Raw genomic sequence first — 24,507 nt, forward strand, 5'->3', positions numbered from 1 at the left:
CCCTCAGCTGCGAGAGCATGCGATAATCGAAGGAGTCGTCCGGGCCGCGCCCGGCACGACGCCAATGAGGGCTTTGAGGATGCAGCGCATCCAGTGGGCGGTGAAGGCACCGCAAGACGTGGCGACACAGGCAACCTGCCGGTCGCAGTAATGAAGGATTCAGCGGCTCGGCGCAAGCGCGGAGTCGCTCCAGACGAGTACGGGACGACGGCGCGGCTGTCGGAACCGGCGTAGGAGTGCACCAGAGATGGTGGAAGGCAACGAGAAGAACACGAACGAACCCGAGGCCGGCAACGGCTCGACCCGACGTCGCGGCGGCCTGTTCGGCGCTCGGCGCGCGAGCCGCGCGAAGGCGGTCGACACCCAGGTGACGCCCGCGGTCGAGACGCCGGCGACGCCGACGGTCGAGTCCGCAGCGGCGGATGCCGTCGCCCCGGTCGTCCCGGCGATCGCCACGCCCGAGGTGACCGGCGCCGACGCGGCGACCACGCCCGAGGCCACGCCGACCGTCGACGCCGGCGCCGAGGCATCCTCTGCCTCCGCCGAGGTCGTCGTCGAAGCCGAGGTCGAGGCCGTCGCGGTCTCACCGATCCCCACGACGCTCACCACGACGTCGCTGATCTTCCACGCGCCGCCGGTGCTCGTGGGCTTCGACCGACCTGAGCGCGACGAGCGCGGGGGTCGCGACGAACGTGGCGACCGCGGTGGTCGCGACCAGGTCCGTGACGATCGCGCCGGTCGCGAGCGCGACGACGACGAGTCGTCGACCGTGCGCCGTCGCACGCGCCGTCGCAGTGGCGAAGAGGGTCGCGCGAACACCGACGAGCCCGCCAACACGGTCGTCAAGGTGCGCAAGCCCCGCGAGGTCGAACTCATCACCGAGCCGCAGAAGGTCAAGGGCTCGACCCGACTCGAGGCGAAGAAGCAGCGTCGGCGCGACGGGCGCGACGCCGGCCGCCGCCGTGCGGTGATCACGGAGGCCGAGTTCCTCGCCCGCCGCGAGTCGGTCGACCGTTCGATGGTCGTGCGCGAGAAGGGCGGCCGCATCCAGATCGGCGTGCTCGAAGACGGCGTGCTCGTCGAGCACTACGTCGCGCGCAATCAGGACGCATCGCTCATCGGCAACGTCTACCTCGGTCGCGTGCAGAACGTGCTGCCGAGCATGGAGGCCGCCTTCGTCGACATCGGCCGCGGCCGAAACGCCGTGCTGTACTCCGGTGAGGTCGACTGGGAGGCCGCCGCCGAGAACGGCGAGAAGAACCAGCCCCGCCGCATCGAGCTCGCGCTGAAGCCCGGCGACCGCGTACTCGTGCAGGTCACGAAGGACCCGGTGGGCCACAAGGGCGCCCGCCTCACGAGCCAGGTCTCGCTGCCCGGCCGCTACCTCGTGTACGTGCCCAACGGCTCGATGAACGGCATCAGCCGCAAGCTCCCCGACACCGAGCGCGCGCGCCTGAAGAAGATCCTCAAAGAGGTGCTGCCCGACAACCAGGGCGTCATCGTGCGCACCGCGGCCGAAGGTGCCACCGAGGAGCAGCTCACGCTCGACGTGAACCGCCTCATCGCGCAGTGGGCCGACATCTCGACCCAGCTCGAGAAGGTGCAGGCGCCCGCGCTGCTGCACTCCGAGCCCGACCTGCTCATCAAGATCGTTCGCGACGTCTTCAACGAGGACTTCCAGAAGATGATCATCGAGGGCGACGAAGCGCGCCAGACCATCGAGCGGTACCTCCGTGCGGTCGCTCCCGACCTGCTCGAACGCGTCGAGGCCTACACCGGTGAACGCGACTCCTTCGACGAGTTCCGCATCAGCGAGCAGATCGAGAAGGCGCTCGACCGCAAGGTCTGGCTGCCCTCGGGCGGCTCGCTCGTCATCGACCGCACCGAGGCGATGACCGTCGTCGACGTCAACACGGGCAAGTTCGTCGGTTCCGGCGGCAACCTCGAAGAGACCGTCACGAAGAACAACCTCGAAGCGGCCGAAGAGATCGTGCGCCAGCTGCGCCTGCGCGACATCGGCGGCATCATCGTCGTCGACTTCATCGACATGGTGCTGGAGTCCAACCGCGACCTCGTGCTGCGTCGTCTCGTCGAGTGCCTCTCGCGCGACCGCACGAAGCACCAGGTCGCCGAGGTCACCTCGCTCGGTCTCGTGCAGATGACCCGCAAGAAGCTCGGTCTGGGCCTCCTCGAGTCCTTCAGCGAGCCCTGCGAGATCTGCGCCGGTCGCGGCATCATCGTGCACCACGAGCCCGTCGTGAAGCACCGCAGCGCCCAGCAGTCGCAGCCCGAGCGGCGCGGACGCGGTCGCGGCGGCAACCAGCAGCAGCAGCCCGTGCAGGCGCCCGCAGAGCCCAAGGCCCACACCGGCACCCACGCGATCACCGACGACGTGAAGAACGCGCTCGCGCAGATCGCGGCGTCGACGATTCCGCACACCGAGCACAAGGCCGACGAGCCGGCAGCGGATGTCGCGGGGGAGCAGCCCGCTGCATCGACCGCCGACGCCGGTCGCGCGCCGAAGGCCGACGCCGACGAGAAGCCGGCCGAGACCTCGGGCGGCGGTCGCCGTCGCGGTCGTCACCGTCGGGTGTCGCAGGACCAGGGCGCGGCGCCTGCCGCCTCCGAGCCCGTGGCCGCAGCGTCGGCTGCAGCCGCGCCGGTCGTCGAGGCGCCCACGGCGCCGGTGGTTCCCGAGGTCGCGCAGATCCTCGACCTGCCCGTGCCTCCGGTGGCGCGCAAGCGCCCCGCCAGGGTCGCCGAGACCGAGGTGCTCCTCGATTCGGTGCTCGACGCGCTTCCCGCTCCGAAGAAGGCCGGCGAGGGGCGCACGCGCAGCCGTCGCGTCTCCACCGCGGCGCTCAGCACGACCGCCGGCGGCCAGCCCGTGATCACCCGGGCCGACGGCTCGGGCGACTCCGCGGCATCCGACTCAGCCGAGTGACGACCGGGCTGCGCGCTCACGCCGTTCACGCGGCGTGACGCGCAGTCCGCTCCGCCGGAGGCGCGCGACGAGCTCCCTCGGCGAGACCGGCTCCGCGCCCGCGGCGACGAGATCGTCGTAGCGCTCGACGGGCACGTCGTAGTGGTCGAGATCGAACGATCTCGGCGGCAGCCCGGTTCTCTCAGCGAACTCCCGGAGTTCGTCGATGGACTCGTCGCTGACGAGGTGAGCCCAGACGGTGCCGTGCTTCGGCCAGAGCGGCGTGTCGATGAGCACGGTCATGGGCCGATCCTACGCGTCGCACCCGCGACTCGCCGGTGGCGGTGGTTTGACCGGCCCCGCGACATCCGGTAAACTCGACCGTTGGTGCCGCCGCTTATCACGGTGCGCCCATCCGCAGGTCTCCAGAACCCGGTTCTCCGAGTTCCAGAATCGCCTGCACATCAGTTTTCTGCCAGTCACCACCCTTCTTCCCGCTGGGGCGACCGCGCAGTGACACCCCATCAGACAGTCGGGGCCCTCGGGCTCCCCAGAGATAGGTACGAGTAGTGGTTTACGCAGTAGTGCGCGCCGGCGGTCGGCAGGAGAAGGTCGAAGTCGGCACCATCGTGACGATGGACCGTATCAAGGCAGACAAGGACGGCAACGTCAAGCTCGCCGCGGTGCTCCTCGTCGACGGCGACAAGATCACCTCCGACGCCAAGGCGCTCGAGAAGGTCACGGTCACGGCCGAGGTCCTCAACGACCTCCGCGGTCCGAAGATCGTGATCCAGAAGTTCAAGAACAAGACCGGCTACAAGAAGCGTCAGGGGCACCGTCAGGACCTCACGCGCGTCAAGGTCACTGGAATCAAGTAAGGGCCCGGGAGAAGCGAAATGGCACACAAAAAGGGAGCAAGCTCCACTCGCAACGGTCGTGACTCCAACGCGCAGCGCCTCGGCGTGAAGCGCTTCGGCGGCCAGGTCGTCGGCGCAGGCGAGATCATCGTCCGCCAGCGCGGCACGCACTTCCACCCGGGCGCAGGCGTCGGTCGCGGTGGCGACGACACCCTGTTCGCGCTCGAGGCCGGTGCAGTGCAGTTCGGCAACAAGGGCGGCCGCAAGGTCGTCAACATCGTGGCGGTCGGCGAATAGTCGATCGACGTTCATCGTGAGGGCGGGCTTCGGCCCGCCCTCGCGTGTTTTACTCGGTTTGGAGAATGCAGCATGGTCAGCTTCGTCGACGAGGTGACGCTGTTCCTGCGTGCCGGACATGGCGGGAACGGCTGCGTCTCCGTCCGCCGTGAGAAGTTCAAGCCGCTCGCCGGCCCCGATGGCGGCAATGGCGGCAACGGCGGCGACATCGTGCTCATCGCCGACCCGCAGGTGACGACACTGCTCGGCTACCACGGTCGTCCGCACCGCTCCTCCGCGAACGGTCAGCCCGGCATGGGCGACCACCGCGCCGGTGCCGTCGGCGAGACCCTCGAACTGCCCGTGCCCGTCGGCACGGTCGTCAAGAACACCGACGGCGTCGAACTCGCCGACCTGACCGAGCCCGGCTCGCGCTTCGTCGCGGCGGCCGGCGGCCTCGGCGGTCTCGGCAACGCCGCCCTCTCGACCACCAAGCGCAAGGCCCCGGGCTTCGCCCTGCTCGGCACGCTCGGCGACGAGGTCGACATCACGCTCGAGCTCAAGTCCATCGCCGACGTCGCGCTCGTCGGCTACCCGTCGGCCGGCAAGTCGAGCCTCATCGCCGCCATGTCGGCTGCTCGACCGAAGATCGCCGACTACCCGTTCACGACGCTGCACCCGAACCTCGGCGTCGTCCAGGCGGGCGATCACCGCTTCACCGTGGCCGACGTTCCCGGCCTCATCGAGGGCGCCAGCGAGGGCAAGGGCCTCGGACTCGAGTTCCTCCGCCACGTCGAGCGCTGCTCCGCACTGCTGCACGTGCTCGACTGCGCGACGCTCGAGCCCGGCCGCGACCCGATCTCCGACCTCGAGGTCATCCTCGGCGAGCTCGCCGCGTATCCTGTGCCCGAGGGCCAGCTGCCGCTCCTCGAGCGCCCGCAGATCATCGCGCTCAACAAGATCGACGTGCCCGAGGCGCGCGAACTCGCCGAATTCGTGCGCCCCGACCTCGAGGCGCGCGGCTACCGCGTGTTCGAGATCTCGACCGTCAGTCACGAGGGCCTCCGCCAGCTCGGATTCGCCCTCGGCGAGCTCGTCGACACCGCTCGTGCAGACGCCGAGGCTGCGACGCCGCCGGCGCCCGAGCGCATCGTGATGCGGCCGAAGGCCTCCAACGACCCCGGCTTCACCGTGCGCGCAGAGGGCGGCAGCTACGGCACCATGTACCGCGTACTCGGCCAGAAGCCCGAGCGATGGGTGCAGCAGACGGACTTCACGAACGACGAGGCCATCGGCTTCCTCGCCGACCGCCTCGCGAAGCTCGGCGTCGAAGACGCGCTCGTGCGCGCCGGCGCCGATGCCGGTTCGACCGTCGTGATCGGCAAGGGCGCGGGAGTCGTCTTCGACTGGGAGCCCACGCTCACCTCCACGGCCGAGCTCATCACGGCACCGCGCGGCACCGACGCCCGGCTCGACGAGAATCGTCGTGCGACGCGCGCCGAGCGACGCAGCGAGTACTACGAGCGCATGGACGCCAAGGCCGAAGCTCGCGCCGAGCTCGAGCGCGAGCGCACGGCCGGCATGTGGAACGAGCTCGACGAGCAGACCGACGCCGAGGTTGCTGCGGGTGCCGAGGCGGCTCCCGTGGCGGACGCCGAAGCCGGGAAGGACTCGAGCGGCGAGGATCGGGAATGACCCCCGCCAGCCGCGCAGAGATCCCCGCAGCATCACGCATCGTCGTCAAGGTCGGCTCATCGTCGATCAGCGGTGAGAATTCCGATCAGATCGGTCCGCTGGTCGATGCTCTCGCCGCGGCCCATGCGCGGGGCGCCGAGATCGTGCTCGTCTCCTCCGGAGCGATCGCGACGGCCATCCCGTTCCTGAGCCTCGACGGGCGGCCCACCGACCTCGCGACCCAGCAGGCGGCGGCCGCGGTCGGCCAGAACGTGCTCATGTGGCGCTACCAGACGAGCCTCGACCGCTACGGCGTGCTCGCGGGCCAGGTGCTGCTCACTGCGGGCGACCTCGAGAACCCGACTCCCCGGTCGAACGCGCAGCGCGCGATGGACCGGTTGCTCGCCCTCCGCATCCTGCCGATCGTCAACGAGAACGACACCGTCGCGACGCACGAGATCCGCTTCGGCGACAACGATCGGCTCGCGGCCCTCGTCGCCGAGCTGATCGGCGCCGACCTGCTCGTGCTGCTCTCCGACGTCGACGCCCTGTACACGAAGCCGCCGCACCTCGAGGGCGCGCGTCGCATCGATCACGTACCCTACGGCGACGAGCTCGCCGGCGTCGAGATCGGCTCCGCCGGTCGCGCCGGAGTCGGCACCGGGGGAGCGGAGACCAAGGTCTCGGCCGCTCGCATCGCCGCCGAGGCCGGCGCGTCCGTGCTGATCACGGCGACGCCGCTCGTCGCCGAGGCACTCGCAGGTGCCGACATCGGCACCTGGTTCGACCCGGCGCCCCGACGTCACACGACGGAGCGCGATACCCCGCTCGCCTAGGCTGGGACCATGGACCAGCCCGACCTCGACGTCTCGGTGATCGACACCCGACTCGCCGCGGCGAAAGACGCCTCACGGCGCCTCGCCCGCGCCTCGACCGCTGAGAAGGACGCGGCGCTCGAACAGATGGCGGTGCTGCTCGCCGAGCGCTCGGCCGAGATCATCGGGGCGAACGACCTCGACCTCGAAGCCGGTCGCGCCGCCGGGCTCGGTTCGGGCCTGCTCGATCGGCTCACGCTCGACGAACGACGGGTCGCCGCGCTGTCGGACGCGGTGCGCGAGGTCATCGGGCTCACCGACCCCGTCGGCGACACGGTGAGCGGCCGTTCCCTGCCCAACGGCGTGCGCATCGACCAGATCCGGGTGCCGCTCGGCGTCATCGGCGCGATCTACGAGGCCCGGCCCAACGTCACGATCGACATCGCCGTGCTCGCGCTGAAGAGCGGCAACGCCGTGGTGCTGCGCGGCGGCACCGCCGCCGAGCAGACGAACCGGGTGCTCCTCGGAGTGCTCCGCGACGCGCTCGACCGGGCCGGCCTTCCCGCCGACGCCGTGCAGACCGTCGACGACTTCGGCCGTGCCGGTGCCCGGCACCTCATGCAGGCGCGCGACTACGTCGACGTCCTGATCCCTCGCGGCAGCGCCGGACTCATCCGCGCCGTGGTCGACGAGGCCAAGGTGCCCGTCATCGAGACCGGTGCCGGCGTCGTGCACATGTTCCTCGACGAGAGCGCCCGCGAAGACTGGGCGGTCGACCTCGTGCACAACGCGAAGACGCAGCGGCCGAGCGTCTGCAACGCGCTCGAGACACTGCTCGTGCACGTCGACGCGGCCGAACGGCTGCTGCCGCCGGTGCTCGCACGCCTCGAGGCATCCGGTGTCACCGTGCACGGCGACGAGCGGGTCCGCGCGATCCGGCCCGAGGTGGAGCCCGTCACCGACGAGGACTGGGCCACCGAGCACATGTCGCTCGACATCTCGGTGGGCGTCGTGGACTCGATCGACGACGCGATGACGCACATCCGCCGCTACTCGACGAAGCACACCGAGTCGATCGTGACGAACGATCTCGGCAATGCCGAGCGCTTCCTCAACGAGGTCGATGCGGCCGCAGTGATGGTGAACGCCTCGACCAGGTTCACCGACGGCGCCGAATTCGGATTCGGCGCCGAAGTTGGCATCTCCACGCAGAAACTGCACGCGCGCGGCCCCATGGGGCTGCCCGAACTGACCAGCACGAAGTGGATCGTGCGTGGTGCCGGACATGTGCGCGGCTGACCTCGCTAGACTGTCTGGAGCACGACCCGCAGGATTCGAAAGGAACGGCGAATGAGCCTTGTCACCGCAGTGCAGACCGCGACGGTGTTGACCGAGACGGTGCACGCGAGAGAGCTGCCGATGGAGTCCTGGGTCTACGGTCTCATCGCGCTCACGATCTTCGCCGCCCTCGGGTTCGTCGTCGCCTCGTACCGTGACGTGGCCAACCGCCACGCCGCCAAGGCCGCGGCCTACGCCGCGCGTCACGCCGGAGACGAGCACGGCGGCCACTGAGGCTGGCGAGCGCGCGATGACGGTCGCGGAGCGCCGGCCTCGCATCGGAGTCATGGGCGGAACGTTCGATCCCATTCACCACGGCCACCTGGTCGCGGCGAGTGAGGTCGCGCAATCGCTCGACCTCGACGAGGTCGTCTTCGTGCCGACCGGCCAGCCGAGCTACAAGTCGAACGTCACCCAGGCGGAGCATCGCTACCTGATGACGGTGATCGCGACCGCGTCGAACCCGCGGTTCACGGTGAGCCGGGTCGACATCGATCGCGAGAAGCCGACGTTCACGATCGACACGCTGCGCGACATCCGCCGCGAACGCCCCGACGCCGACCTCTACTTCATCACCGGCGCAGACGCCATCGCGCAGATCCTCTCCTGGAAAGACGTGCAGGAACTCTGGGATCTCGCGCACTTCGTTGCTGTGAGTCGTCCGGGACATGTGCTGTCCGTTTCGGGATTGCCGGAGCAAGACGTAAGCTTGCTGGAAGTTCCGGCTCTGGCGATCTCGTCGACCGATTGCCGGAGCAGGGTGCGCCGGGGTTTCCCGGTGTGGTACTTGGTGCCCGATGGGGTCGTCCAGTACATCTCCAAGCACCATCTCTACCGGAGTGTCGTATGACGTCGTCGCAGGATCCGCCGCTGACGCGCCGCGAAATGCGCGAACGCGAGCGACTGCTGGAGCAGCAGGAGCCTTCGGCGACCCCGGATGCCGCGGGGCACACGCTTCCCGTTCCCGGCGCGCCGGTCGCACCGCAGCAGTCGCTGCCGCCCGCTCCCGTGCAGCCCGCTCCCGTGCAGTCGGTCCCCGCCCCCGTTCAATCGGCGCCGGTTCCCTCGCTGCCGGTCGCAGCGACGAGCCCGGCGTATGCGGCACCGCGCCCGGCCGGTGGCTTCGGCGAGCCGGCTTCGTTCCCCGTTGCGCCCGCGCCCGTTCCGCAGCAGAGCCCCTTCGCGCCGCGTCCGGTCATCCCCGCACCGGCCCCCGCGCCAGCGGCACCTGTGCAGCAGCCGGTCGAAGCCGCGTCGTACCCGCGCCCCGTCGCCGAGCAGCACCAGTCGCAGCAGTTCGGCCTGAACGAGGCGACGACGCCTGAGCGCACGCTCACCCGCCGTGAGCTTCGCGCGATGCTCGACGGCAACCAGCTCGACGAGTTCGACCTCGAAGACGACGAGATCGACGACCCGGCGCCCCAGTCGCAGCAGCAGCCCGGGGTCGCCGTGTCGTTCCCGGTGGGGGCGAGCCCGGTGCATCCGCTTCACCCCGACGAGGCCTCGCCGTCGCCCGCGGTCGGCCACTGGACCTCGCAGCTGAACGCCCCGGTGGAGTCGGCAGAGCCGTTCGACCAGCTGCTGTCGCGCGGTGGCGTGAGCCACGGCGTTCCGACGACCACCAACGCGCTGATCCTGCCGACGCTGCCCGACCACGGCTCGCTCGGCGGCAGCCCGCTCGCGTCCAGCGGCGAGATCATCGCCACCGGGTCGATCGACCTGCCGCGCTCCTACGGCGCGACGGGCGTGCACCCGAGTCGCATCGACTCCTCCGACGTCGACCGGCTCTTCGACCAGATCGAAGAGGTCGGCACCGGTGCGGCACCCGTCGCAGCGACGCGCGCCATCAGTACTCAAGGCGCAGCCCGCGCCATGATCGCCCCGCCGAAGAAGGAGGGCATGAACGTTCCGCTCGTGCTCGCCGTGACCGCCGGAGTGCTCGCACTCGGTGTCGTCGCCACCCTCGTCATCGGCGCCGTCGCGGGGCTGTTCTGATCCGAGACAACCACCACGCACCGGAAGTGAGCGCATGACTGCATCCGACCAGGCCCTCGAGACGCTCGCGCTGGCAGCGCGTGCGGCCGACTCGAAGGGCGGCGACGACCTCGTCGCACTCGACGTGTCGCGCCAGATCCCGTTCGCCGATGTGTTCCTCATCGTCACCGGCAACTCCGAGCGCAACGTCATCGCGATCGCCGACGAGATCGAAGACGTGCTCGGCCGTGCCGGCACGCCGACGAAGCGTCGCGAGGGCCACCAGGTCGGGCGCTGGATCCTGCTCGACTTCGGCGACCTCGTCGTGCACGTGTTCCACCAGGAGGAGCGGCTGTACTACGGTCTCGAGCGCCTCTGGGCTGATTGTCCGGCGCTTCCCGTGGCGCCGTTGCTCGCGGCGAGCAGCTGATCGGAGCGGGCTTCACCGGTCGAGGGTCCCTCGATTTCGTCTCCGGGCGGAGGCTGGTGTAAGCTCAATTCGTTGCCTCAAGCGAGGCAGAACGGGTCTGTGGCGCAGCTGGTAGCGCACCTGCATGGCATGCAGGGGGTCAGGGGTTCGAGTCCCCTCAGATCCACCAATACCCCCGAAGAACTCCGGTTCTTCGGGGGTTTTCTGGTTTGAAAGTGCCCTTGGGGCTTGGGGCCGTGTTGAATTCGCCCCGAGATTCGCAGGTATCCACAACCGATCACCTCAGACGATGGATTCAGGATCTGTGCCGCACTCATGAGGAGTATGAGCACATCAATTCCGTCACCTCTCCGGCGGCTCGCTTCATCGAGAGTCTCGGGGACTAGCTCAGCCGACGAGGCACCCGGCGTGCTCGTCGCCGTCGGCGGCGACGTGGAGTGGATGTACGTCGTCACCAACACGGGCAACGTGCCGCTCACCGATGTCGTCGTGACCGACGACCTGGTGGACGCCTCGGAGATCTCGTGCGACGGCACCGACTCGAACGTGTTCGCGGGCCGCTCGCGCCGGGGGAGTCGTTCACCTGCATGGCGTCGGGCGTCGCGATCGATGGCCCCTACGTCAACATCGGCGCGGTGATAGGTCAGGTACCCGGAACCGAGCTCGTCGTCACCGACGACGACCCATCCAACTACACGGGCACCACGGTCAGGTCGACGCCGCCCGCGGGCCCGCCGGCGCAGCCGGCCGACGCCATGCCGACCACGGGTGTCGACCTGCCGATCGCGGGCATCGTCGGCGGCGCGCTGGCGGCACTCCTCGGGCTGATGCTGATCGTGCTCGTCAGTCGCCGCCGGACGTCGTGAGACCGACCGACTCGCAGCGCCCTATTCGCATGGAGGTGACCAGCTCCTCGTAACGCCCGGTGGCGGGAGCCTCGTGATCGGCGCGAACACACACTCGTCACCCCTGCACAGCTTCACATGACGGAGTTCGGCGTCGTTGTCATCGACACATGCTCTTCGAACGAGGCGGCTCTCAGTCCGCCGAGCAACCCCAAAGTGGTTGCGTTTTCCACAGCCTCGGCCCTGGTGGATGCCGCGAGCTTGCGGAAGATCGAGGACACGTGGCTGCTGATGGTGTTCCTCGAGACGTAGAGTCGCTTCCCGATCTCCGCGAGGGTAAGGTGCGTCTGAAGGTAGGGGAGGACGCGCTGCTCGGCAACCGTGAGTGCTGTCGACGCAGCGTGTCGGCCGAGACGTTCCTTCTCATCGGTGGCGAGTACCGCCGCGGCCACGCGAGCGTCCAATGCCTCACGGCCCCCGCGCGGCGGCAGGATCTCCTTGATTTCGCGTAGCAGCATCCGGGCGGCGTCGGTGTCGCCCGTCTGCAAACTCGCGTGGACGAGGAAGAGGCGAGTGGGGATGCTGATCAAGGGCACCGCACTTCCGCACCGGCCGCGCTCGGACATCGCCAGCGCGAGGAACTTCTGCCCGGCTGTCCGTCTGCCGGCGTGCAGCGCGGAGTAGGCAGCGGCCGCATGCGCATACGCGCACATGATGTAGCCGTCGATGTTGCTCGTCTGTATCGCGTCGAGTGCTCGCTGCACGTGCGCGTCGGCCGCCGTCCAGTCGTCACCGTCGATGGCGAGCTGCGCGAGTTCGATCTCGCACATGACGATCGTGGCGGGGTTGCCGTGCACCTCGGCCGTGTGGATGGCCTCCAGCAGGACTTCGCGCGCTCGGGTCTCGTGCCCCGAATGGAGGAGCGTGCTTCCCAGGATCTGGAGCGCGGGATCACGCCACGGACTCTCGACGGCCTCAGCCTGAACCCCGAACTCGGCGTCTGCAAGGGCTTGCCGCAGTCCGCGCTTCATGGTGATGGCTCGCACCATGGCTTTCGCCGACGAAAGATCGATGCCGTTGACCCGAGGAGCGCCGTCCGGCATGCTGCCGAGCAGCGACGCCCACTTCTGCGCGGCCTCGTCGGTACCAGACAGCAGCGAGTACCACGTCACGACCACGACGGCGAACGGGTTGGCGAGGAGGTTCGCGTCGCCGATCTGCCCGATCCACCGCCCGAGGGTCGTCGTTTCGCCTGCGGTGTACGTATTGAGCGCGGCGAGTGCCACGAGCGAGGATGCCGTCGCGAAGTCACCTCCTGCGATCGAGTGGTTGATCGCCTCCGGGAGCAGACCATGCTCCTGGCACCAGTCGGATGCCCGCCGGTGCAGGTCGGGAACCGTCGAACCGGCGTCGAGATGGAGTTCGGCCTGCAAGTACTCGCTGAACAACGGGTGAAGTCGATAGGAACGGCGCTGGGGATCCGCGGTGATGAAGAGCTGACGAGCTTCGAGATCACGGAGGATGCTCGCGGAATCGGTGCGTTCGAGCACCGCATCGCACATTGCGGGAACGAGCGACCTCAGCATGGATGTGGATACGAGGAACCGGCGGATGTCGTCGGGCAGCTCGCGCAAGCACTCGCGGTAGAGATAGTCGGCGAGTAGATCCTGGTCCCCGATCGATGCCAACGGCCTGCTCCGGGACAGGAGCGCGCACATGTGCAACCCCGCCGCCCAGCCGCCGCTCTGTTCGACCCAGCTCCCGAGCATCTCGGGGGAGACCTGTGCGCCTGCGCCCTCGGCGATCCTGGCGGCCCCGGACAGATCGATGCGGAGATCTTCCGCCGTGACGTGGGCAGCCGATGCTGCCACGCGTCCGCGGGCGAACAAGGTCGGCCGGTGCCGGCTGGCCAGCACGACCTGGCAGCGCGCCGGCACGCCTGCCAGCACGACGTTGAGCGCGTCGATCGAGTCGAGGGATCCGAGCACGTGGGTGTCGTCGATGAACAGAACGAACGGATGCTCGCACTGGGAGAGGGCGCGCGCGAGCACCGGTGCAATCCGGCCGAGCACGCCACGATCGGCGGTCGAGATCTGTTCGTCGAGTGAAGCGGCGACGGGTGTGAAGGGCGAGCAGGCACGGGTCAGGAGACGCATGAGCGCTGCGGGGTCGTCGTCGTCGCTGCTCAGCGTGAGCCAGCCGGTGGCGCGGTCTTCGCGTTGTCGCCACTCGGCGAGGAACGAGGTCTTCCCGTAGCCCGCGGGCGCGGTGACGGTGACCAGCCGGGACGGACCAGATCTGACACTCTCGATGAGATCCTCGCGGTGCACGAAGGCCGGATCGAAGTCAGGACCTGTGGTCTTGACTTCGAGGATCAGGTCCCTGAGTTCGCGTTCAGCGGTCACCATCTCTTGTCTCCCCATCGACGGACTTCAGCAGTGAACGCACACCCGAACGCGCTGTGTCGGTTTTCAGATCCTACCGATCCGACGAACCGATCCGGGAGTAGGAGACCATCGGCGTGCCTCAACAAAGTGCATCGCGGTCACATGGTCGCCGGTCTCCGCTGATGAATGACTACGCGGAGTGATCCGTCAGCAGGTCGAGGTCGTAGCCGAGAGCCAGGGCGACGCTCGGAGCGGCCGACACCGCTCGCGGCAGGCCGACGATCGGAACGATCTCGGCGACGACGTCGATCATCTCTGAGTCCGTGACGCCGGCGGCGATCGCCGCATCGACCTCGGCCCGAATCGACAGAGTCGGTGCGCCGATGGCGCAGAGCGCACCCAGTCGGACCAGGGCAATGGTGCGACGATCGAGCCTCCGGCTCGAGGTCGTTCTATCCCCGTTTACGCCGTCTGCGTTGACGATGAACCGGCGCAAGCGTTCGGCATCGTTCACGGTGCATCCTCCATCCGCGTCGCCCGGCATCGATGGTCAAGCAGAAGCTTTACAGCATCCCGATCCACCACGCAGATCGCATGATTCTGTCCCGAGTCCCGGGAAGATCTTCGTGCTCTGCGCATGATCTGCGACATGCCGATCGGCGAAGATCATGCACAACGGACGACGTTCGTTCGTCGGGGATCGAGCACGGTGGTCTGGAGACCACTGCGTGCGACGACCTGGGTCGCCGAACGAGGTGGAAAGGATGACCGGAAGGAATGCAATGACTGAATCGTCACTCGACGGGCTCGGACCAGTGGACTTCGTGATCGTGGAGTTCCCCGTCGGCGAGTCGAACTTCTCGGGGGAGATGGCCGAGGAACTGGTCAGACTCGTCGACGCCGGCACCATCCGGCTGATCGACATGCTGATTCTCCAGAAGGCCGAGGACGGCACCATCGACGCACTGGAACTCTCGGATGTGGAGGACCTCGGACCACTGGCTCGCCTCGAAGCGGAACTCGCCGAGTTGCTCGCCGAAGAGGACATCGAGAATCTCGCTGCCGCCATGGATCCCGGCAGCATTGCCGGCGTGATCGTCTACGAGAACCTGTGGGCGGCGCCGTTCGCGTCCGCCGCACGTCGGGCTGGCGGCCGCCTCATCGCGGACGGCCGCATCCCCATGCAGGACATCATCGCCTCGCTCGAGGCGGATGCCGAACTCGAGAAGGTTGGAGACTGAAATGCTGAGACCAGCACGCATCGGCCGTGTCGGAGTCGTACGAGCACCTGTGGCGAAGGCCGCCGTCGTCGGCGCCGCGGTCACACCTGGGCGAGCGCCCGTGGCCCGCACCGCCGTCGTCGCGGCGGCCGTCACACCAGGGCGTCGTCGCCGGATCTGACGCCGATCGCCACCGCGTCGGGGAGCATGCACACCGGACACGGCCTACGACAGAAGCGGGTGCCCGACACGTCGGGCACCCGCTTCTGTCGGCCGCGGGTCGGTCAGCGAGGCCGCGGGTTCGTCATGACCCCTGCCCGCGGACGATCTCCGGCAGCTGCCACGTCATCTCGAACCACGGCTCGAGCGGGCCGTAGAGGCGCAGCACGGGCCACCACGACTTGCCGGGGAGCGTGGGGATCCAGTTGGACTCCTTGCCGTCGGGAGCGGCCGGCCCGAACCACAGTACGTACGAGCCATCGGCTTCGGCCTGGAGGCCCTCGGAGAGGCTCGCCACCGCCGGGTACGCCGCAGACTGCAGCAGCGAACGGGTCTGCGTGTCGTAGACGTCGACCGACCAGAAGTTCTTCGCCGGCGGGTTCGCGGGAATCGTCAGCGAGTAGGTCTCGGCCCCGTCGAGGAGGGCGCCGTCGGCATCCTCCGCCGTGTAGATGTAGGCGGAGCCCGCCCCGACCTGCGCATGCGCCATGGCCGGGGTGATCACCGTCGCCGCGTAGTGGAACAGCGTGCGCGCATCGAGGTTGCGGGCACCGTCGTTCAGGAACTCGTAGCTGCCGCCGACGAAAGCGTTCTTCCACGACGAGCCCTCCCAACGGAACGACTCGGGGTCGCGGGGCTTGTAGAGGATGGCGCGCGACATTCCCGCGCCGATACGCGCCGCATCGTCGAGGATGCCGCGGAGGCGCTCGTCGGGTACGAACGGCGTGCCGTGCCGGATGCCGAGCGTCGCGAGGGTGCCCGCACGCTCGGGGTCGAGCGCGGTGCTCGGCTCCTCGGCGACGAGCTGGGCGATCTCCTCGAAGAACGAGAAGTCATTCGAGTGGACGGTGTTGAACGACTGCTCGGCGATGTTCACGAACGCGTTCTCGGGCGCGGCGCCGGCATCGCTGAGCCGGTAGATGCGCGACTGCTTGATGGCAGGGACCCCGCCCAGGGCGCGGATCACGAGGAAGTTCGTGAACGTCGGGCTCTCGTAGGTGTAGTAGCCGTCGGGCCGCTCGCCGTCGTAGCCCGGCGGGAGGAAGAGGTACTTGCCGCCGGCGCCCTGGTCCGGGCCCGCGATACCCATGTCGGTGACATAGCGGAACCAGAAGTCGTCGACGACGCAGAGCGACTGCGGCGGCACCTCGACGACGGTGGGCCCCCACGCCTTCAGGTCGAGGAACGTGATGCCGTACGTCGTCTCGGTGTTCGGCGTGAGGAAGATGGGGGTCGAGGTGCACCTCGGGTCGGTGTAGCCGATCTTGTCCGGCGAGTCGACGCCGACGACGCGCAGACCGCGCCGCATGGCGACGAGCGATGCGCCGGGCACCGTGTTCAGGAACGCGGTGATGCCGCGAACGAGGTCGAGGCCGTCGAAGATCGACTGCACCGACTCGGGTTTGGGCACCCCGTCGAAGAACTCGAGATCGCCGAACGGCGTCGACAGCCGATCGGGTGTCGAGACATGCGTCACCTCCTCCGCCAGCTGCTCCTTCGTCAACCCCGCCACGGTCGTGCCTTCGATCGCCATGTTCATCCCCTCATCGGTCGATACTTTCGTGATTGTGGCAGAGGAATGTGGCGACACCATCACGCACATCGTGCGAGTCGTGGGCGCGGTGGCACTGCAGAGGGCGCGCCTGCGGTCATTCGTCGACGTGCCTGCCGACCCGCTCGAGGGCGTCCGCGTACACGGATCTGAGCGTGTCGCCCTGCCACTCCGTACCACGGTGCACGGCCGCTTCGCCGATGATCGCCGTCAAGCCGCCCGCCGCGAGGGTCGAGCCAACTCGATCGCTCGTCACGATGATCTCGAGCCGCGAACCGGCCTGATCGAGTTCTGTCGCATAACGCCTGAGTACCTCGACGTGCGACAGCCCGATCTGGTCGATGCCTCGAAGCCGGAGGATGACGACCGAACCGCGGGTCGCGGCATCGACGCGGGGGAGTTGCGCCGCCAGGTTCGGTGCGTTCGCGAAGAACATGCTGCCGTACGGCTGCACGACCACGACCTCGTTCTCCCCGATCGTCGCCGCAGGTGCAGACTCACGCCGACGACCGTCGCCTTCGAAGTGGATCTGACGTACTCGCAGCTGATTCGACTGCTCGGCGACGAAGAGGATGATGCCGAGCCCGACGCCGATCAGCACCGCGAACTGCAGCGGCACGATGAGCGTCAGGAAGAACGTCACCGCCATCACGGTGATCTGGAGCACACCCGTATTGGCGACCGACCGTATCTGCGCGGGCTTGATGGAGCCGATGCCGATGACGATGAGCAGGGCGGCGAGCGACGGCATGGCCACCTGCGAGACGACGCCCGAGGCGAAGAGCACCGTGATCGCCATGACCGAGGACGCCATGATCAGTCCGAGCCTGGTGCGGGCTCCGGCGGCGACGTACAGGGCCGAGGCCGACATCGATCCGCCCACGGGCATGCCCTGGAACAGGCCGGAAACGAGGTTTCCGACGCCCTGGCCCACGAAGTCGCGATTGGCATCGGCAGGGCGACCGTCGGCGTTCGGCACGCCGGCGGAGACCGCCGCTCCCTGCACGATGCCGACGAACGCGAGCGACATCGCGGGAATGATGAGGAACCAGACCTCCTCCAGATCTGGAAGCGTCGGCATGGGGAGGCCGGCGGGAATCTCAGCGATGTCGGCGACCACGACGACATCGAAGCCGTTTCGGTTGAGCAGCCAGGCGACGACGGACCCCGCGGCGACGGCGACGACGAGCCCCAGCGAGCGCAGCGGGGTGCGTGTCAGGAGCAGGATGAGTGCCATGGTGAGCAATCCGACGATGAGGGTCGGGATGTCGAATCGCGAGACGTGCAGCACCAGGTCGATCGCGCGGGTAAGCCGATTCTCACCGTACCCCTCCGCGCCGGTGAGGTCGCCGAGCTGGCCGAGCACGATGTTGACGCCGACCGCGGTGACGAACCCCGTCATCACCGCGGTCGGCACGAAGCGCAGCAGGCGGCCGCCGCCCAGCAGACCCGCGACGAGCATGACGACACCGGTCAGTATCGCGAGCGTGAAGAGCGCACGCTCAGGATCGGGGCGCGAGGCCAGATCGGTGTCGTTGACGATCAGCGCCATTGCGCCGGTCGCCTGCACGGCCATGAACGAACTGCTGGTGAAGAAAGCGGCGCCGGCCATGCCGAAGAGGTAGGCGTAGAGTCCTGCGACGGGGTTCACGCCCGCCAGCAACCCGCTGGCGAGGCCATCGGGCACGCTTTCGACGCCGAGCACGAGCCCGGCGACCGCATCTTTTCGGAGCGAACCGCGCTGCATCAGTCGGCGGATACCTCGAGGATGCGGGTGGGACGGGTTGGCGGTCCTCATTGCAGCCGGCAGGGCCGAATCGAAGCCACCCTCTCGGACGCAGGATGACTCACGCTGCTCCTCTCTCTGATCGACGATGAAGCGAAGCTATCGACAGGACCACCCATGCGTGTCATGCGATCAGCACCATCATCGATCCGATCTGATCCGATCGGCGAGGGACGGGCAGCGCGGAACATGCGCTCAGAACTGTGCCATGCCGCTACCGATCGCGACGAACGAGACGATGAGGAGGATGGCTCTGAGAGCGCTGCCGTTCGACTCGAGTTGCCCTCGACGGCACGAAGGCGAGCAGACTGCGCCAACCGGCGAGTTCTTCGACCAGGCCGCCGACGCGATCGGAGAATCCTGCCCTCGTCTTCGATCAGTCAATCGCGAGCAGGTGGCCCCGCATCCCGCTGCAGCCCGTACGCCCACGCGACGCGTCCTCCACGATGGTTGGACGCCGTCTTATTGTGAACCCCTGTTGGCCGAAGTCCAGTTCGTCGGCGCGCTCAGCGACCGGTTGCTTCGAGAAACAGAGGATCGGTACCGTGCACGATTCGATGCAGGCAACGGGCCTGAGTGAAACCGGAGTACTCGTGAGGTGGACGCATGCCACAGCTCACATCGAGTGGAAGCGGCGCCCGCCGCGCTCGTCGTTCACACGCTGTTGCGGCCGGCGATCATTCGGATGAGCCAACTGATCACGGCGATGGCGAGGAGGATGAGTCCGACCCACAGCAGGAAGTTGAGCGACTGCACGAGACCGCCCGTGATCGCCAGAATGACGGCGACGATGACGACGATGATCAGCAGGATGTTCATGACCGTTCCCTTCGCTTCTCCCGGAGACATCGAGGTGACCGGGACTCCACATGATCGAAACGCTATGGGCGGGCGGAGCTTCAGGGGAGGGGGTTGACATCTCGCGCTCACTGACGACGTGTCGCCTCGCATCTCGCGGGGGTGTTCAAGATCGACCGAGCCGCAGGCGGAATCCGGGCCGAAAGTCAATCCCTTCAGGTCGGATCGGTTCGCGCGTACCTTCGAAATGGCGGCCCCGATGATGAGGCCGTATGAACGAGGAGCACGAGAATGAGAGATCCAGACCCTGTTGAATCGAGCGGTTCGGACCAACTCGACGAGGCCGTCGAAGCGGCCGAGCAGCATCAACATGCCGATGAGGATGCCGACCCGAACGAACACGTCGTCGTCCGCGACCCCGAGACCGGTCGCCTTCGCGAGGAGCGGGCGCAATGAGTTCCGTCCTCGATGACGTACCGCATCACGAACGCGTCGCCCATACGAATGGACTTCCCCCGATTGGGCTGTGGTGGCCCATGCTCGAACGACCCTTGCGGCGAGAGGTGCTGGAGAACGTCCACGCGCCGCTTCGAGCCGTCGTCGTTCGTCGCATCTACGAACTCTGCGAACTCGACCCGGGCCATGCGCCGCAGCTCGGTGTGCGGCTCGGCGAGAACGAGCGCGCCTACATAGCGGGATGGATGCACTCCGTCGACTGGAACTGACGATCAGTCATCCGAGTGCCTTCCGGTGCTCATGCCGGTGGCCTCAAGCCGGGTGGCTGGTGATGAATGCCTCCGCATCGCCCTCGGGCAGGATGATCATGCCGCGGTCGCTCAGAGTTGTGAGCTCGAGGGCCTTCACCCATGTTCGGTTGAGCTCCGGCGGCGTGTTGCCGTTGAAATGGAATTGCAGCGGGATGCTGTCGGACAACCAAATGCTGACTCGTCCGGACCCATGGTCGGCGGGGATGATCCAACTCAGGAAGAAGGACTCGTGGCGGCGCAGCTTCGCGCCGACTGCGACCTTCACGTGCGACAGCGTTCGATCCTCCATGTCGTAGCGAGTGCCGGTGCCGTAGATGAGCTGGCCCATGTCACTCGAGCCTGTGCCGTGCGTGATCGATCTGGGACATGGTCTTCACTCGCGTCCACCTTCGGAGTTGCGACTGAGGAGATCGCCTCGGTTTGGGGCCATTGCAATCTCGGTCGAGGCGCGGTCGATCTCCTCGGAGGAGACATCGAGCTTCGCGTCTCTGACTCGTTGCGAGAGAGCCGAACGGATCTGCTCCGCCCGCTGGCCCTCGAGATCTGCGCGAGTCTGGGCGATGATGCCCTCCCATTTCGACTGGTCGGAGGCGTTGTCGCCGTCCATCACCGTGCCATCCTGCTCGACCTGCCGATTGCGATCCACTGCGGTGTCGTCACCGGTGCCGGAATCAGGTGCGCCTGCACGCATGACGTCGCGAAACTCATCTTCCTCGGCACGCACTCGTGCGTCGAGGTCGGCGTCCTTGTCATTCTTCATGGAGGCAACGTTGCTCTGCCGGTCGGCTGGAGGAAAGGGGCTTGACACGAGCGTTGCAACGTCGTGAGGGTCGCCTCGATGGACGCCCGAGCCTTGACCGGTTCATGTTGCGCTGATCAAGGGTGCATCCGCATTCGCTGAGCTATTTGATACGTCAGAGAGTTGGCCGAGGGCAGAAAGTCGGGCGACGGGAAGGCGGTCGTTCGGATCTTTCACAGGTACGTCGCCCGAAATGGCCCCGCTACTCCTCCGCGTAGTGCAACTCGCGCCAGAAGGCAAGGCCTCGACGTCGCGACGGCGACACGCCTACCGTCTGATCAGAGAGTGAACGGAGCCACCATGTCCGATCCTGAGATTACCCCGTCGTGGACGGCTGACGATTCAGGCGGGAAGAGCGATGACCGTCGCATGTTGAGCGACAACGTCACCGTTCCAGCGGAGACCCAGATCGAGGACGAGACCGTCGCAGTCGGTGGCACCCAGAGCGCGGGGAACGATGATGAGTGACCGCGCAGATCGGCCCGACCATGCCGGTGAGATCGTGAACCCGGAGGATCTGCCGGCGCAGTTCGAGTTGCCTGAGCAGGCCGGTGTCGCCCGCGACGGCATCGCAGAGGATGCCGCCACTCGCCCTGGCGATCCTGAGGGCGAGCATGTTCATGAGATGTCATCACCGACCGAGCAGCTGGCGCCCGCGCTCGACATCGACGCCCGGCTCACCGAGATCGAGCGCCGCGTGAACCTGCTCGTCAACGTGACGCCACTCAATGCGGCGGAGGCGTGGGCGGACTTCGAACGCAGTGACTTCGGTACGGCCCCCACGCTGCGGTTGCGGCCGTTGGAATTCGACCCGGACCTGGTGCAGCGCGACCTGTACGACCTCGAGGTCGAGAACGTGGACGACCCGGCGCTGCACACGCTCTTCCGGGCGAAGAGGGACGAGATCGCTCGGCAGATCACCGCGTTGGAGGACCGCGACACGTCACGGTTCCTCTACGGGTCACTCCAGCTCTACGGCACGGTGGCCACTCCGCTGGCCGTGGCGGCAGAGGAACTGCTCGAGACCATCCCCCCGCAGGCGCCCAGCACCCAGACCGTCACGGCTGGGGCGTTCGCCGACGCGGCCCGTGCGGAGTTCGAGCGCTACCGTGCCGTGTATCCGGACTTCCCGGTCAGCGTCGAGGTACGGGCAGACGTCTCCGAGCTGATGGTGTCGTTCGGCCGCCTGCTCATCCCGGAGTCCGCTGCCTTCCGGGCCGACCGGGTCGAGCCGTTGCTGCACCACGAGGTCGGCACCCACGTGGTGACCTACCAGAACGGTGCCCGGCAGCCACTGACGCTGCTGACCATCGGGCTTCCCGGCTACGACGAGACCCAGGAGGGCCTCGCCGTGCTCGCCGAGTACCTGACCGGCGGGTTGGACCCACGGCGGCTGCGGGTGCTCGCGGCGCGAGTGGTCGCGGTCGGCAAGATGCTCGACGGCGCCGACTTCCTGGACATCTTCGAGTCGCTGCGGACCGACCACCGCATACCGGCACGGACCGCGTGGTCCATCGCCATCCGGGTCGTCGTCGGGGGCGGTTCGGTGAAGGACGCGATCTACCTGCGCGGGATCACACGCATCCTCGACGCACTTGCCGAGGGCAGCCGCCTCGACGTCCTGCTCGTCGGCAAGCTCGCGTTGGACCACATCCCCTTGGTGCAGGACCTCCTCGACCGCGAGGTGCTCGACGCGCCGTGGATTCGGCCACGCTGGCTGGACGTGCCCGGCGCACAAGAGCGTCTGGAGAGGTTGCGTGCGGGCGCGACGGTCACCGACCTCTACGAGGGAGACGTGGCAGCATGAGGCTCGCATTTCTCGTCAACGACGTCGACACCGAGCTGGACGAGTACACGACCACCCGCCTCGCCAGAGCCGCGGCCAGGGGCGGGCACGAGACCTGGTACGTCGGCGTCGGGGACCTCGAGCACGGCAGCAGCGACGGGCAGTTCGCGGCCATGGCTCGCGCCGCGAGGTGGAAGAGCGACGACACGCTCGCGAGCTTCATGGAGCGGATCAAGGCGCGCGACGCCGAGCGGATCATCATGGACGACCTGGATGCGCTCGTCCTGCGCAACGAGTCGATCGACGACCTGCAGGAGCGCCCGTGGGCCAGCCCGATGGGCGTGGTGTTCGGACAGATGCTCGCGGAGCGAGGTGTGACGGTGGTCAACGACCCGAACACTCTCCACCGAGCGACCAGCAAGCTCTACCTGGAGGAGTTCCCCGAGAAGGTCCGACCACGGTCGCTGGTGACACGGAATCCGGAGGCGATCGAGCGCTTCGTCGACGAAGTCGGCCACTGCGTCGTCAAACCGCTGTACGGGGCCAAAGGCCGCAACGTCTTCATGATCGAGGGCCCGGGAGAGACCAACCTCGCGCAGATGACGGAGGCGGTCCTGCAGGACGGCTACGCGATCATCCAGGAGTTCATCGACGGGGCCAAGGACGGCGATGCCCGGATCTTTCTGCTGGAGGGCCGGATCCTCGAGCGCGACGGCACGCCGGCCGCCTTCCGACGTGTGCCCACCGGCAACGACCCGCGCGCGAACATCAGTACCGGCGGTCGGTCGGTTCCCCTCGAGGTCGGTGAGGACGAGCTCGGCATCGTCGAGGCGATGGGCGGCAAGCTCGTCGCCGATGGCATGTTCCTCGTGGGCATCGACGTGATCGGCGGCCATGTGGTGGAGATCAACGCGGAGAGTCCCGGCGGGTTCCAGAGCATCGAGAGGCTCTACGACATCGACATCGCCGAGACCGTCATCGAAGCTCTGGAGCGCCGCGCGAACCAGGGGTCCTGAGCCGTTTGTAGGAGCGATGTCGGCGGCGATGCGGGTGTCAGCGCCACCTTTCACCCCAGTCCTCATGCGCCCGTTCACGGTTCGTCGAGGCCGTGCCCCAGCCGAAGGCGTACCGGCGGCCCGGCGCGTCGAAGGTCGGGTCGACGAGGATGCGCCAGCCGTCGAGTTCGACGAGCACGGTCGGGCCGCCGATACGCGTCAGCTCCATGCAGGTCAGCCGTCGATGAAGGCGAGCAGGTCGGCGTGCAGCCGGTCGCGTTCGGTGTCGGGCAGCCCATGAGCGCCGTTCTCGTAGACGAGCAGCGTGGCACCGTCGATCATCTCGGCCGAGCGCTTGCCGCCGACCTCGAACGGCACGACCTGGTCGTCGTCGCCGTGGATGACGAGTGTCGGCACGGCGACCTTCGCGAGATCGGGTCGGAAGTCCGTTGCCGAGAACGCGGCGATGCACTCGTACGCGCCACGGTGCCCGCTCGCCATGCTCTGCAGCCAGAAGGCGTCCCGCACCCCCTGCGAGACGTCGTTGTTGCGGTTGTTGCCGAAGAACGGCCCATCGGCGAGGTCTCGGTACAACTGCGAACGGTCGGATGCCTCGCCGGCCCGGATTCCGTCGAACACGGCGATCGGCAGTCCTTCGGGGTTGTCGTCGGTGGCGAGCATGAGCGGAGGCACCGCGGAGACGAGCACGAGCTTCGCGACACGGGCGCTGCCGTGACGGCCGAGGTAGTGCACGATCTCGCCACCGCCCGTCGAATGCCCGACGAGCGTCAGTTCGTCGAGGTCGAGGTGCTCGATGAGGCGCGCGAGGTCGTCGGCGTAGGTGTCCATCTCGTTGCCGTCCCACGTCTGGCTCGACCGGCCGTGCCCGCGACGATCGTGGGCGATGACCCGGTGGCCGTGCTCGGCGAGGAATCGAGCCGCAGCATCCCAGGCATCCGCATTCAACGGCCACCCATGGCTGAGGATCACCGGGCTGCCGCCGTTGCCCCAATCCTTGTAGAAGATCTGTGCGCCGTCGTCGGCGGTGATGTAGGGCATGAGCGCC

The 24,507-nt window shown here is 67.8% G+C and carries 28 protein-coding genes and 1 tRNA gene; 19 read left to right on the forward strand and 10 right to left on the reverse strand.

Going from position 1 to position 24,507, the window contains the following annotated elements; genetic code table 11:
• Window positions 1–247: 247 nt before the first annotated feature.
• The gene (locus BUR99_RS03840; RefSeq protein ID WP_074258990.1) at window positions 248–2,944 is read left to right on the forward strand and encodes an Rne/Rng family ribonuclease; all 2,697 of its coding nucleotides are present in this window, start codon (window positions 248–250) and stop codon (window positions 2,942–2,944) included.
• Here the strand turns inward: BUR99_RS03840 and BUR99_RS03845 are convergent.
• The gene (locus BUR99_RS03845; protein WP_074258991.1) at window positions 2,933–3,226 is read right to left on the reverse strand and encodes a DUF4031 domain-containing protein; all 294 of its coding nucleotides are present in this window, start codon (window positions 3,224–3,226) and stop codon (window positions 2,933–2,935) included. The two genes, BUR99_RS03840 and BUR99_RS03845, sit on opposite strands and share 12 nt — an antisense overlap.
• Window positions 3,227–3,492: 266 nt before the next feature.
• Here BUR99_RS03845 and rplU point away from each other — a divergent pair, with 266 nt between their 5' ends.
• From rplU to BUR99_RS20495, 12 genes are all read left to right on the forward strand, one after another.
• Window positions 3,493–3,801: a 50S ribosomal protein L21 gene (gene rplU / locus BUR99_RS03850; RefSeq protein ID WP_074258992.1), complete on the forward strand. Its 309-nt coding sequence runs from the start codon at window positions 3,493–3,495 to the stop codon at window positions 3,799–3,801.
• Between the two features lie 18 nt (window positions 3,802–3,819).
• Complete coding sequence (gene rpmA, locus BUR99_RS03855) at window positions 3,820–4,077, forward strand: 50S ribosomal protein L27 (RefSeq protein WP_056009138.1); 258 nt, start codon at window positions 3,820–3,822, stop codon at window positions 4,075–4,077.
• 72 nt (window positions 4,078–4,149) lie between these two features.
• Window positions 4,150–5,751 (forward strand): GTPase ObgE, encoded by a 1,602-nt coding sequence (obgE, locus tag BUR99_RS03860; protein WP_074258993.1) that lies wholly within the window; start codon window positions 4,150–4,152, stop codon window positions 5,749–5,751.
• The gene (proB, locus tag BUR99_RS03865) at window positions 5,748–6,566 is read left to right on the forward strand and encodes a glutamate 5-kinase (protein WP_074258994.1); all 819 of its coding nucleotides are present in this window, start codon (window positions 5,748–5,750) and stop codon (window positions 6,564–6,566) included. The genes obgE and proB overlap by 4 nt, the downstream gene beginning before the upstream one ends.
• 9 nt (window positions 6,567–6,575) lie before the next feature.
• Window positions 6,576–7,844 carry a glutamate-5-semialdehyde dehydrogenase gene (locus tag BUR99_RS03870; RefSeq protein ID WP_074258995.1) on the forward strand — a complete coding sequence of 423 codons (1,269 nt, stop codon included), beginning with the start codon at window positions 6,576–6,578 and terminating at the stop codon, window positions 7,842–7,844.
• Window positions 7,845–7,895: 51 nt separating this feature from the next.
• Entirely contained in the window at window positions 7,896–8,117 is a 222-nt protein-coding gene (locus BUR99_RS03875; protein ID WP_074258996.1) for a hypothetical protein, read from the forward strand.
• 16 nt (window positions 8,118–8,133) lie between these two features.
• Entirely contained in the window at window positions 8,134–8,733 is a 600-nt protein-coding gene (gene nadD / locus BUR99_RS03880; RefSeq protein WP_074258997.1) for a nicotinate-nucleotide adenylyltransferase, read from the forward strand.
• A gap of 35 nt (window positions 8,734–8,768) precedes the next feature.
• Window positions 8,769–9,878, forward strand: coding sequence for a hypothetical protein (locus tag BUR99_RS03885; protein ID WP_074258998.1), 1,110 nt, complete (start codon window positions 8,769–8,771; stop codon window positions 9,876–9,878).
• Between the two features lie 34 nt (window positions 9,879–9,912).
• Complete coding sequence (gene rsfS / locus BUR99_RS03890; protein WP_056009113.1) at window positions 9,913–10,287, forward strand: ribosome silencing factor; 375 nt, start codon at window positions 9,913–9,915, stop codon at window positions 10,285–10,287.
• A 93-nt stretch (window positions 10,288–10,380) separates the two neighbouring features.
• Window positions 10,381–10,456: transfer RNA gene (locus BUR99_RS03895), tRNA-Ala, on the forward strand.
• A 155-nt stretch (window positions 10,457–10,611) separates the two neighbouring features.
• Entirely contained in the window at window positions 10,612–10,926 is a 315-nt protein-coding gene (locus tag BUR99_RS20715; RefSeq protein WP_455423297.1) for a DUF7507 domain-containing protein, read from the forward strand.
• Complete coding sequence (locus BUR99_RS20495; protein WP_234980724.1) at window positions 10,812–11,153, forward strand: hypothetical protein; 342 nt, start codon at window positions 10,812–10,814, stop codon at window positions 11,151–11,153. Before BUR99_RS20715 ends, BUR99_RS20495 begins: the two co-directional genes overlap by 115 nt.
• A gap of 113 nt (window positions 11,154–11,266) precedes the next feature.
• On the opposite strand, the gene BUR99_RS03910 is transcribed toward BUR99_RS20495, so the two are convergent.
• Both BUR99_RS03910 and BUR99_RS03915 read right to left on the reverse strand, forming a co-directional pair.
• On the reverse strand, window positions 11,267–13,540 hold the full coding sequence (locus BUR99_RS03910) for a winged helix-turn-helix domain-containing protein (protein WP_074259001.1): 2,274 nt from the start codon (window positions 13,538–13,540) through the stop codon (window positions 11,267–11,269).
• Between the two features lie 169 nt (window positions 13,541–13,709).
• Window positions 13,710–14,033: a carboxymuconolactone decarboxylase family protein gene (locus tag BUR99_RS03915; protein WP_074259002.1), complete on the reverse strand. Its 324-nt coding sequence runs from the start codon at window positions 14,031–14,033 to the stop codon at window positions 13,710–13,712.
• Between the two features lie 268 nt (window positions 14,034–14,301).
• On the opposite strand from BUR99_RS03915, the gene BUR99_RS03920 reads away from it, so the two are divergent.
• Window positions 14,302–14,760, forward strand: coding sequence for a DUF6325 family protein (locus BUR99_RS03920; protein ID WP_074259003.1), 459 nt, complete (start codon window positions 14,302–14,304; stop codon window positions 14,758–14,760).
• 283 nt (window positions 14,761–15,043) lie between these two features.
• Here BUR99_RS03920 and BUR99_RS03925 read toward each other — a convergent pair whose 3' ends face one another.
• The 3 genes from BUR99_RS03925 to BUR99_RS20380 form a co-directional block, all read right to left on the reverse strand.
• Complete coding sequence (locus tag BUR99_RS03925; RefSeq protein WP_084183677.1) at window positions 15,044–16,492, reverse strand: DUF1254 domain-containing protein; 1,449 nt, start codon at window positions 16,490–16,492, stop codon at window positions 15,044–15,046.
• Between the two features lie 115 nt (window positions 16,493–16,607).
• On the reverse strand, window positions 16,608–18,257 hold the full coding sequence (locus BUR99_RS03930) for a SulP family inorganic anion transporter (RefSeq protein ID WP_084183564.1): 1,650 nt from the start codon (window positions 18,255–18,257) through the stop codon (window positions 16,608–16,610).
• A gap of 693 nt (window positions 18,258–18,950) precedes the next feature.
• Entirely contained in the window at window positions 18,951–19,115 is a 165-nt protein-coding gene (locus BUR99_RS20380) for a hypothetical protein (protein ID WP_200802658.1), read from the reverse strand.
• Window positions 19,116–19,385: 270 nt separating this feature from the next.
• On the opposite strand from BUR99_RS20380, the gene BUR99_RS20200 reads away from it, so the two are divergent.
• Window positions 19,386–19,550 (forward strand): hypothetical protein, encoded by a 165-nt coding sequence (locus BUR99_RS20200; RefSeq protein WP_159440945.1) that lies wholly within the window; start codon window positions 19,386–19,388, stop codon window positions 19,548–19,550.
• Entirely contained in the window at window positions 19,547–19,819 is a 273-nt protein-coding gene (locus BUR99_RS03935) for a hypothetical protein (RefSeq protein WP_143231427.1), read from the forward strand. Before BUR99_RS20200 ends, BUR99_RS03935 begins: the two co-directional genes overlap by 4 nt.
• Window positions 19,820–19,862: 43 nt before the next feature.
• Here BUR99_RS03935 and BUR99_RS03940 read toward each other — a convergent pair whose 3' ends face one another.
• Complete coding sequence (locus BUR99_RS03940; RefSeq protein ID WP_074259006.1) at window positions 19,863–20,189, reverse strand: DUF7882 family protein; 327 nt, start codon at window positions 20,187–20,189, stop codon at window positions 19,863–19,865.
• A gap of 45 nt (window positions 20,190–20,234) precedes the next feature.
• Window positions 20,235–20,621, reverse strand: a complete 387-nt coding sequence (locus tag BUR99_RS03945) for a hypothetical protein (protein WP_074259007.1) — start codon at window positions 20,619–20,621, stop codon at window positions 20,235–20,237.
• 339 nt (window positions 20,622–20,960) lie between these two features.
• On the opposite strand from BUR99_RS03945, the gene BUR99_RS20205 reads away from it, so the two are divergent.
• The 3 genes from BUR99_RS20205 to BUR99_RS03955 are packed head-to-tail and all read left to right on the forward strand — an operon-like array spanning window position 20,961 to window position 23,462.
• Window positions 20,961–21,128, forward strand: a complete 168-nt coding sequence (locus BUR99_RS20205) for a hypothetical protein (RefSeq protein WP_159440946.1) — start codon at window positions 20,961–20,963, stop codon at window positions 21,126–21,128.
• Entirely contained in the window at window positions 21,121–22,467 is a 1,347-nt protein-coding gene (locus tag BUR99_RS03950) for a peptidase MATCAP family protein (RefSeq protein WP_234980725.1), read from the forward strand. Before BUR99_RS20205 ends, BUR99_RS03950 begins: the two co-directional genes overlap by 8 nt.
• Window positions 22,464–23,462 (forward strand): ATP-grasp domain-containing protein, encoded by a 999-nt coding sequence (locus BUR99_RS03955; protein ID WP_074259008.1) that lies wholly within the window; start codon window positions 22,464–22,466, stop codon window positions 23,460–23,462. Before BUR99_RS03950 ends, BUR99_RS03955 begins: the two co-directional genes overlap by 4 nt.
• Window positions 23,463–23,499: 37 nt before the next feature.
• On the opposite strand, the gene BUR99_RS19850 is transcribed toward BUR99_RS03955, so the two are convergent.
• Window positions 23,500–23,670 (reverse strand): hypothetical protein, encoded by a 171-nt coding sequence (locus BUR99_RS19850; protein WP_200802659.1) that lies wholly within the window; start codon window positions 23,668–23,670, stop codon window positions 23,500–23,502.
• A 5-nt stretch (window positions 23,671–23,675) separates the two neighbouring features.
• Window positions 23,676–24,500, reverse strand: a complete 825-nt coding sequence (locus tag BUR99_RS03960; RefSeq protein ID WP_074259009.1) for an alpha/beta fold hydrolase — start codon at window positions 24,498–24,500, stop codon at window positions 23,676–23,678.
• Between the last annotated feature and the right edge of the window lie 7 nt (window positions 24,501–24,507).

This window comes from Agromyces cerinus subsp. cerinus, from assembly GCF_900142065.1.
Classification (GTDB): Bacteria; Actinomycetota; Actinomycetes; order Actinomycetales; family Microbacteriaceae; genus Agromyces; species Agromyces cerinus.

Excerpts from the sequence above, each read along its gene's own strand:
- BUR99_RS03840 (WP_074258990.1), top strand. The coding sequence starts at position 248 with ATGGTGGAAGGCAACGAGAAGAACACGAACGAACCCGAGGCCGGCAAC.
- BUR99_RS03845 (WP_074258991.1), bottom strand. The coding sequence starts at position 3,226 with ATGACCGTGCTCATCGACACGCCGCTCTGGCCGAAGCACGGCACCGTC.
- rpmA (WP_056009138.1), top strand. The coding sequence starts at position 3,820 with ATGGCACACAAAAAGGGAGCAAGCTCCACTCGCAACGGTCGTGACTCC.
- obgE (WP_074258993.1), top strand. The coding sequence starts at position 4,150 with ATGGTCAGCTTCGTCGACGAGGTGACGCTGTTCCTGCGTGCCGGACAT.
- proB (WP_074258994.1), top strand. The coding sequence starts at position 5,748 with ATGACCCCCGCCAGCCGCGCAGAGATCCCCGCAGCATCACGCATCGTC.
- BUR99_RS03870 (WP_074258995.1), top strand. The coding sequence starts at position 6,576 with ATGGACCAGCCCGACCTCGACGTCTCGGTGATCGACACCCGACTCGCC.
- BUR99_RS03875 (WP_074258996.1), top strand. The coding sequence starts at position 7,896 with ATGAGCCTTGTCACCGCAGTGCAGACCGCGACGGTGTTGACCGAGACG.
- nadD (WP_074258997.1), top strand. The coding sequence starts at position 8,134 with ATGACGGTCGCGGAGCGCCGGCCTCGCATCGGAGTCATGGGCGGAACG.
- BUR99_RS03885 (WP_074258998.1), top strand. The coding sequence starts at position 8,769 with ATGCGCGAACGCGAGCGACTGCTGGAGCAGCAGGAGCCTTCGGCGACC.
- rsfS (WP_056009113.1), top strand. The coding sequence starts at position 9,913 with ATGACTGCATCCGACCAGGCCCTCGAGACGCTCGCGCTGGCAGCGCGT.
- BUR99_RS20715 (WP_455423297.1), top strand. The coding sequence starts at position 10,612 with ATGAGCACATCAATTCCGTCACCTCTCCGGCGGCTCGCTTCATCGAGA.
- BUR99_RS03910 (WP_074259001.1), bottom strand. The coding sequence starts at position 13,540 with ATGGTGACCGCTGAACGCGAACTCAGGGACCTGATCCTCGAAGTCAAG.
- BUR99_RS03920 (WP_074259003.1), top strand. The coding sequence starts at position 14,302 with ATGACTGAATCGTCACTCGACGGGCTCGGACCAGTGGACTTCGTGATC.
- BUR99_RS03925 (WP_084183677.1), bottom strand. The coding sequence starts at position 16,492 with ATGGCGATCGAAGGCACGACCGTGGCGGGGTTGACGAAGGAGCAGCTG.
- BUR99_RS03930 (WP_084183564.1), bottom strand. The coding sequence starts at position 18,257 with ATGCAGCGCGGTTCGCTCCGAAAAGATGCGGTCGCCGGGCTCGTGCTC.
- BUR99_RS20380 (WP_200802658.1), bottom strand. The coding sequence starts at position 19,115 with ATGAACATCCTGCTGATCATCGTCGTCATCGTCGCCGTCATTCTGGCG.
- BUR99_RS20200 (WP_159440945.1), top strand. The coding sequence starts at position 19,386 with ATGAGAGATCCAGACCCTGTTGAATCGAGCGGTTCGGACCAACTCGAC.
- BUR99_RS03935 (WP_143231427.1), top strand. The coding sequence starts at position 19,547 with ATGAGTTCCGTCCTCGATGACGTACCGCATCACGAACGCGTCGCCCAT.
- BUR99_RS03940 (WP_074259006.1), bottom strand. The coding sequence starts at position 20,189 with ATGGGCCAGCTCATCTACGGCACCGGCACTCGCTACGACATGGAGGAT.
- BUR99_RS03945 (WP_074259007.1), bottom strand. The coding sequence starts at position 20,621 with ATGAAGAATGACAAGGACGCCGACCTCGACGCACGAGTGCGTGCCGAG.
- BUR99_RS20205 (WP_159440946.1), top strand. The coding sequence starts at position 20,961 with ATGTCCGATCCTGAGATTACCCCGTCGTGGACGGCTGACGATTCAGGC.
- BUR99_RS03950 (WP_234980725.1), top strand. The coding sequence starts at position 21,121 with ATGAGTGACCGCGCAGATCGGCCCGACCATGCCGGTGAGATCGTGAAC.
- BUR99_RS03955 (WP_074259008.1), top strand. The coding sequence starts at position 22,464 with ATGAGGCTCGCATTTCTCGTCAACGACGTCGACACCGAGCTGGACGAG.
- BUR99_RS19850 (WP_200802659.1), bottom strand. The coding sequence starts at position 23,670 with ATGGAGCTGACGCGTATCGGCGGCCCGACCGTGCTCGTCGAACTCGAC.
- BUR99_RS03960 (WP_074259009.1), bottom strand. The coding sequence starts at position 24,500 with ATGCCCTACATCACCGCCGACGACGGCGCACAGATCTTCTACAAGGAT.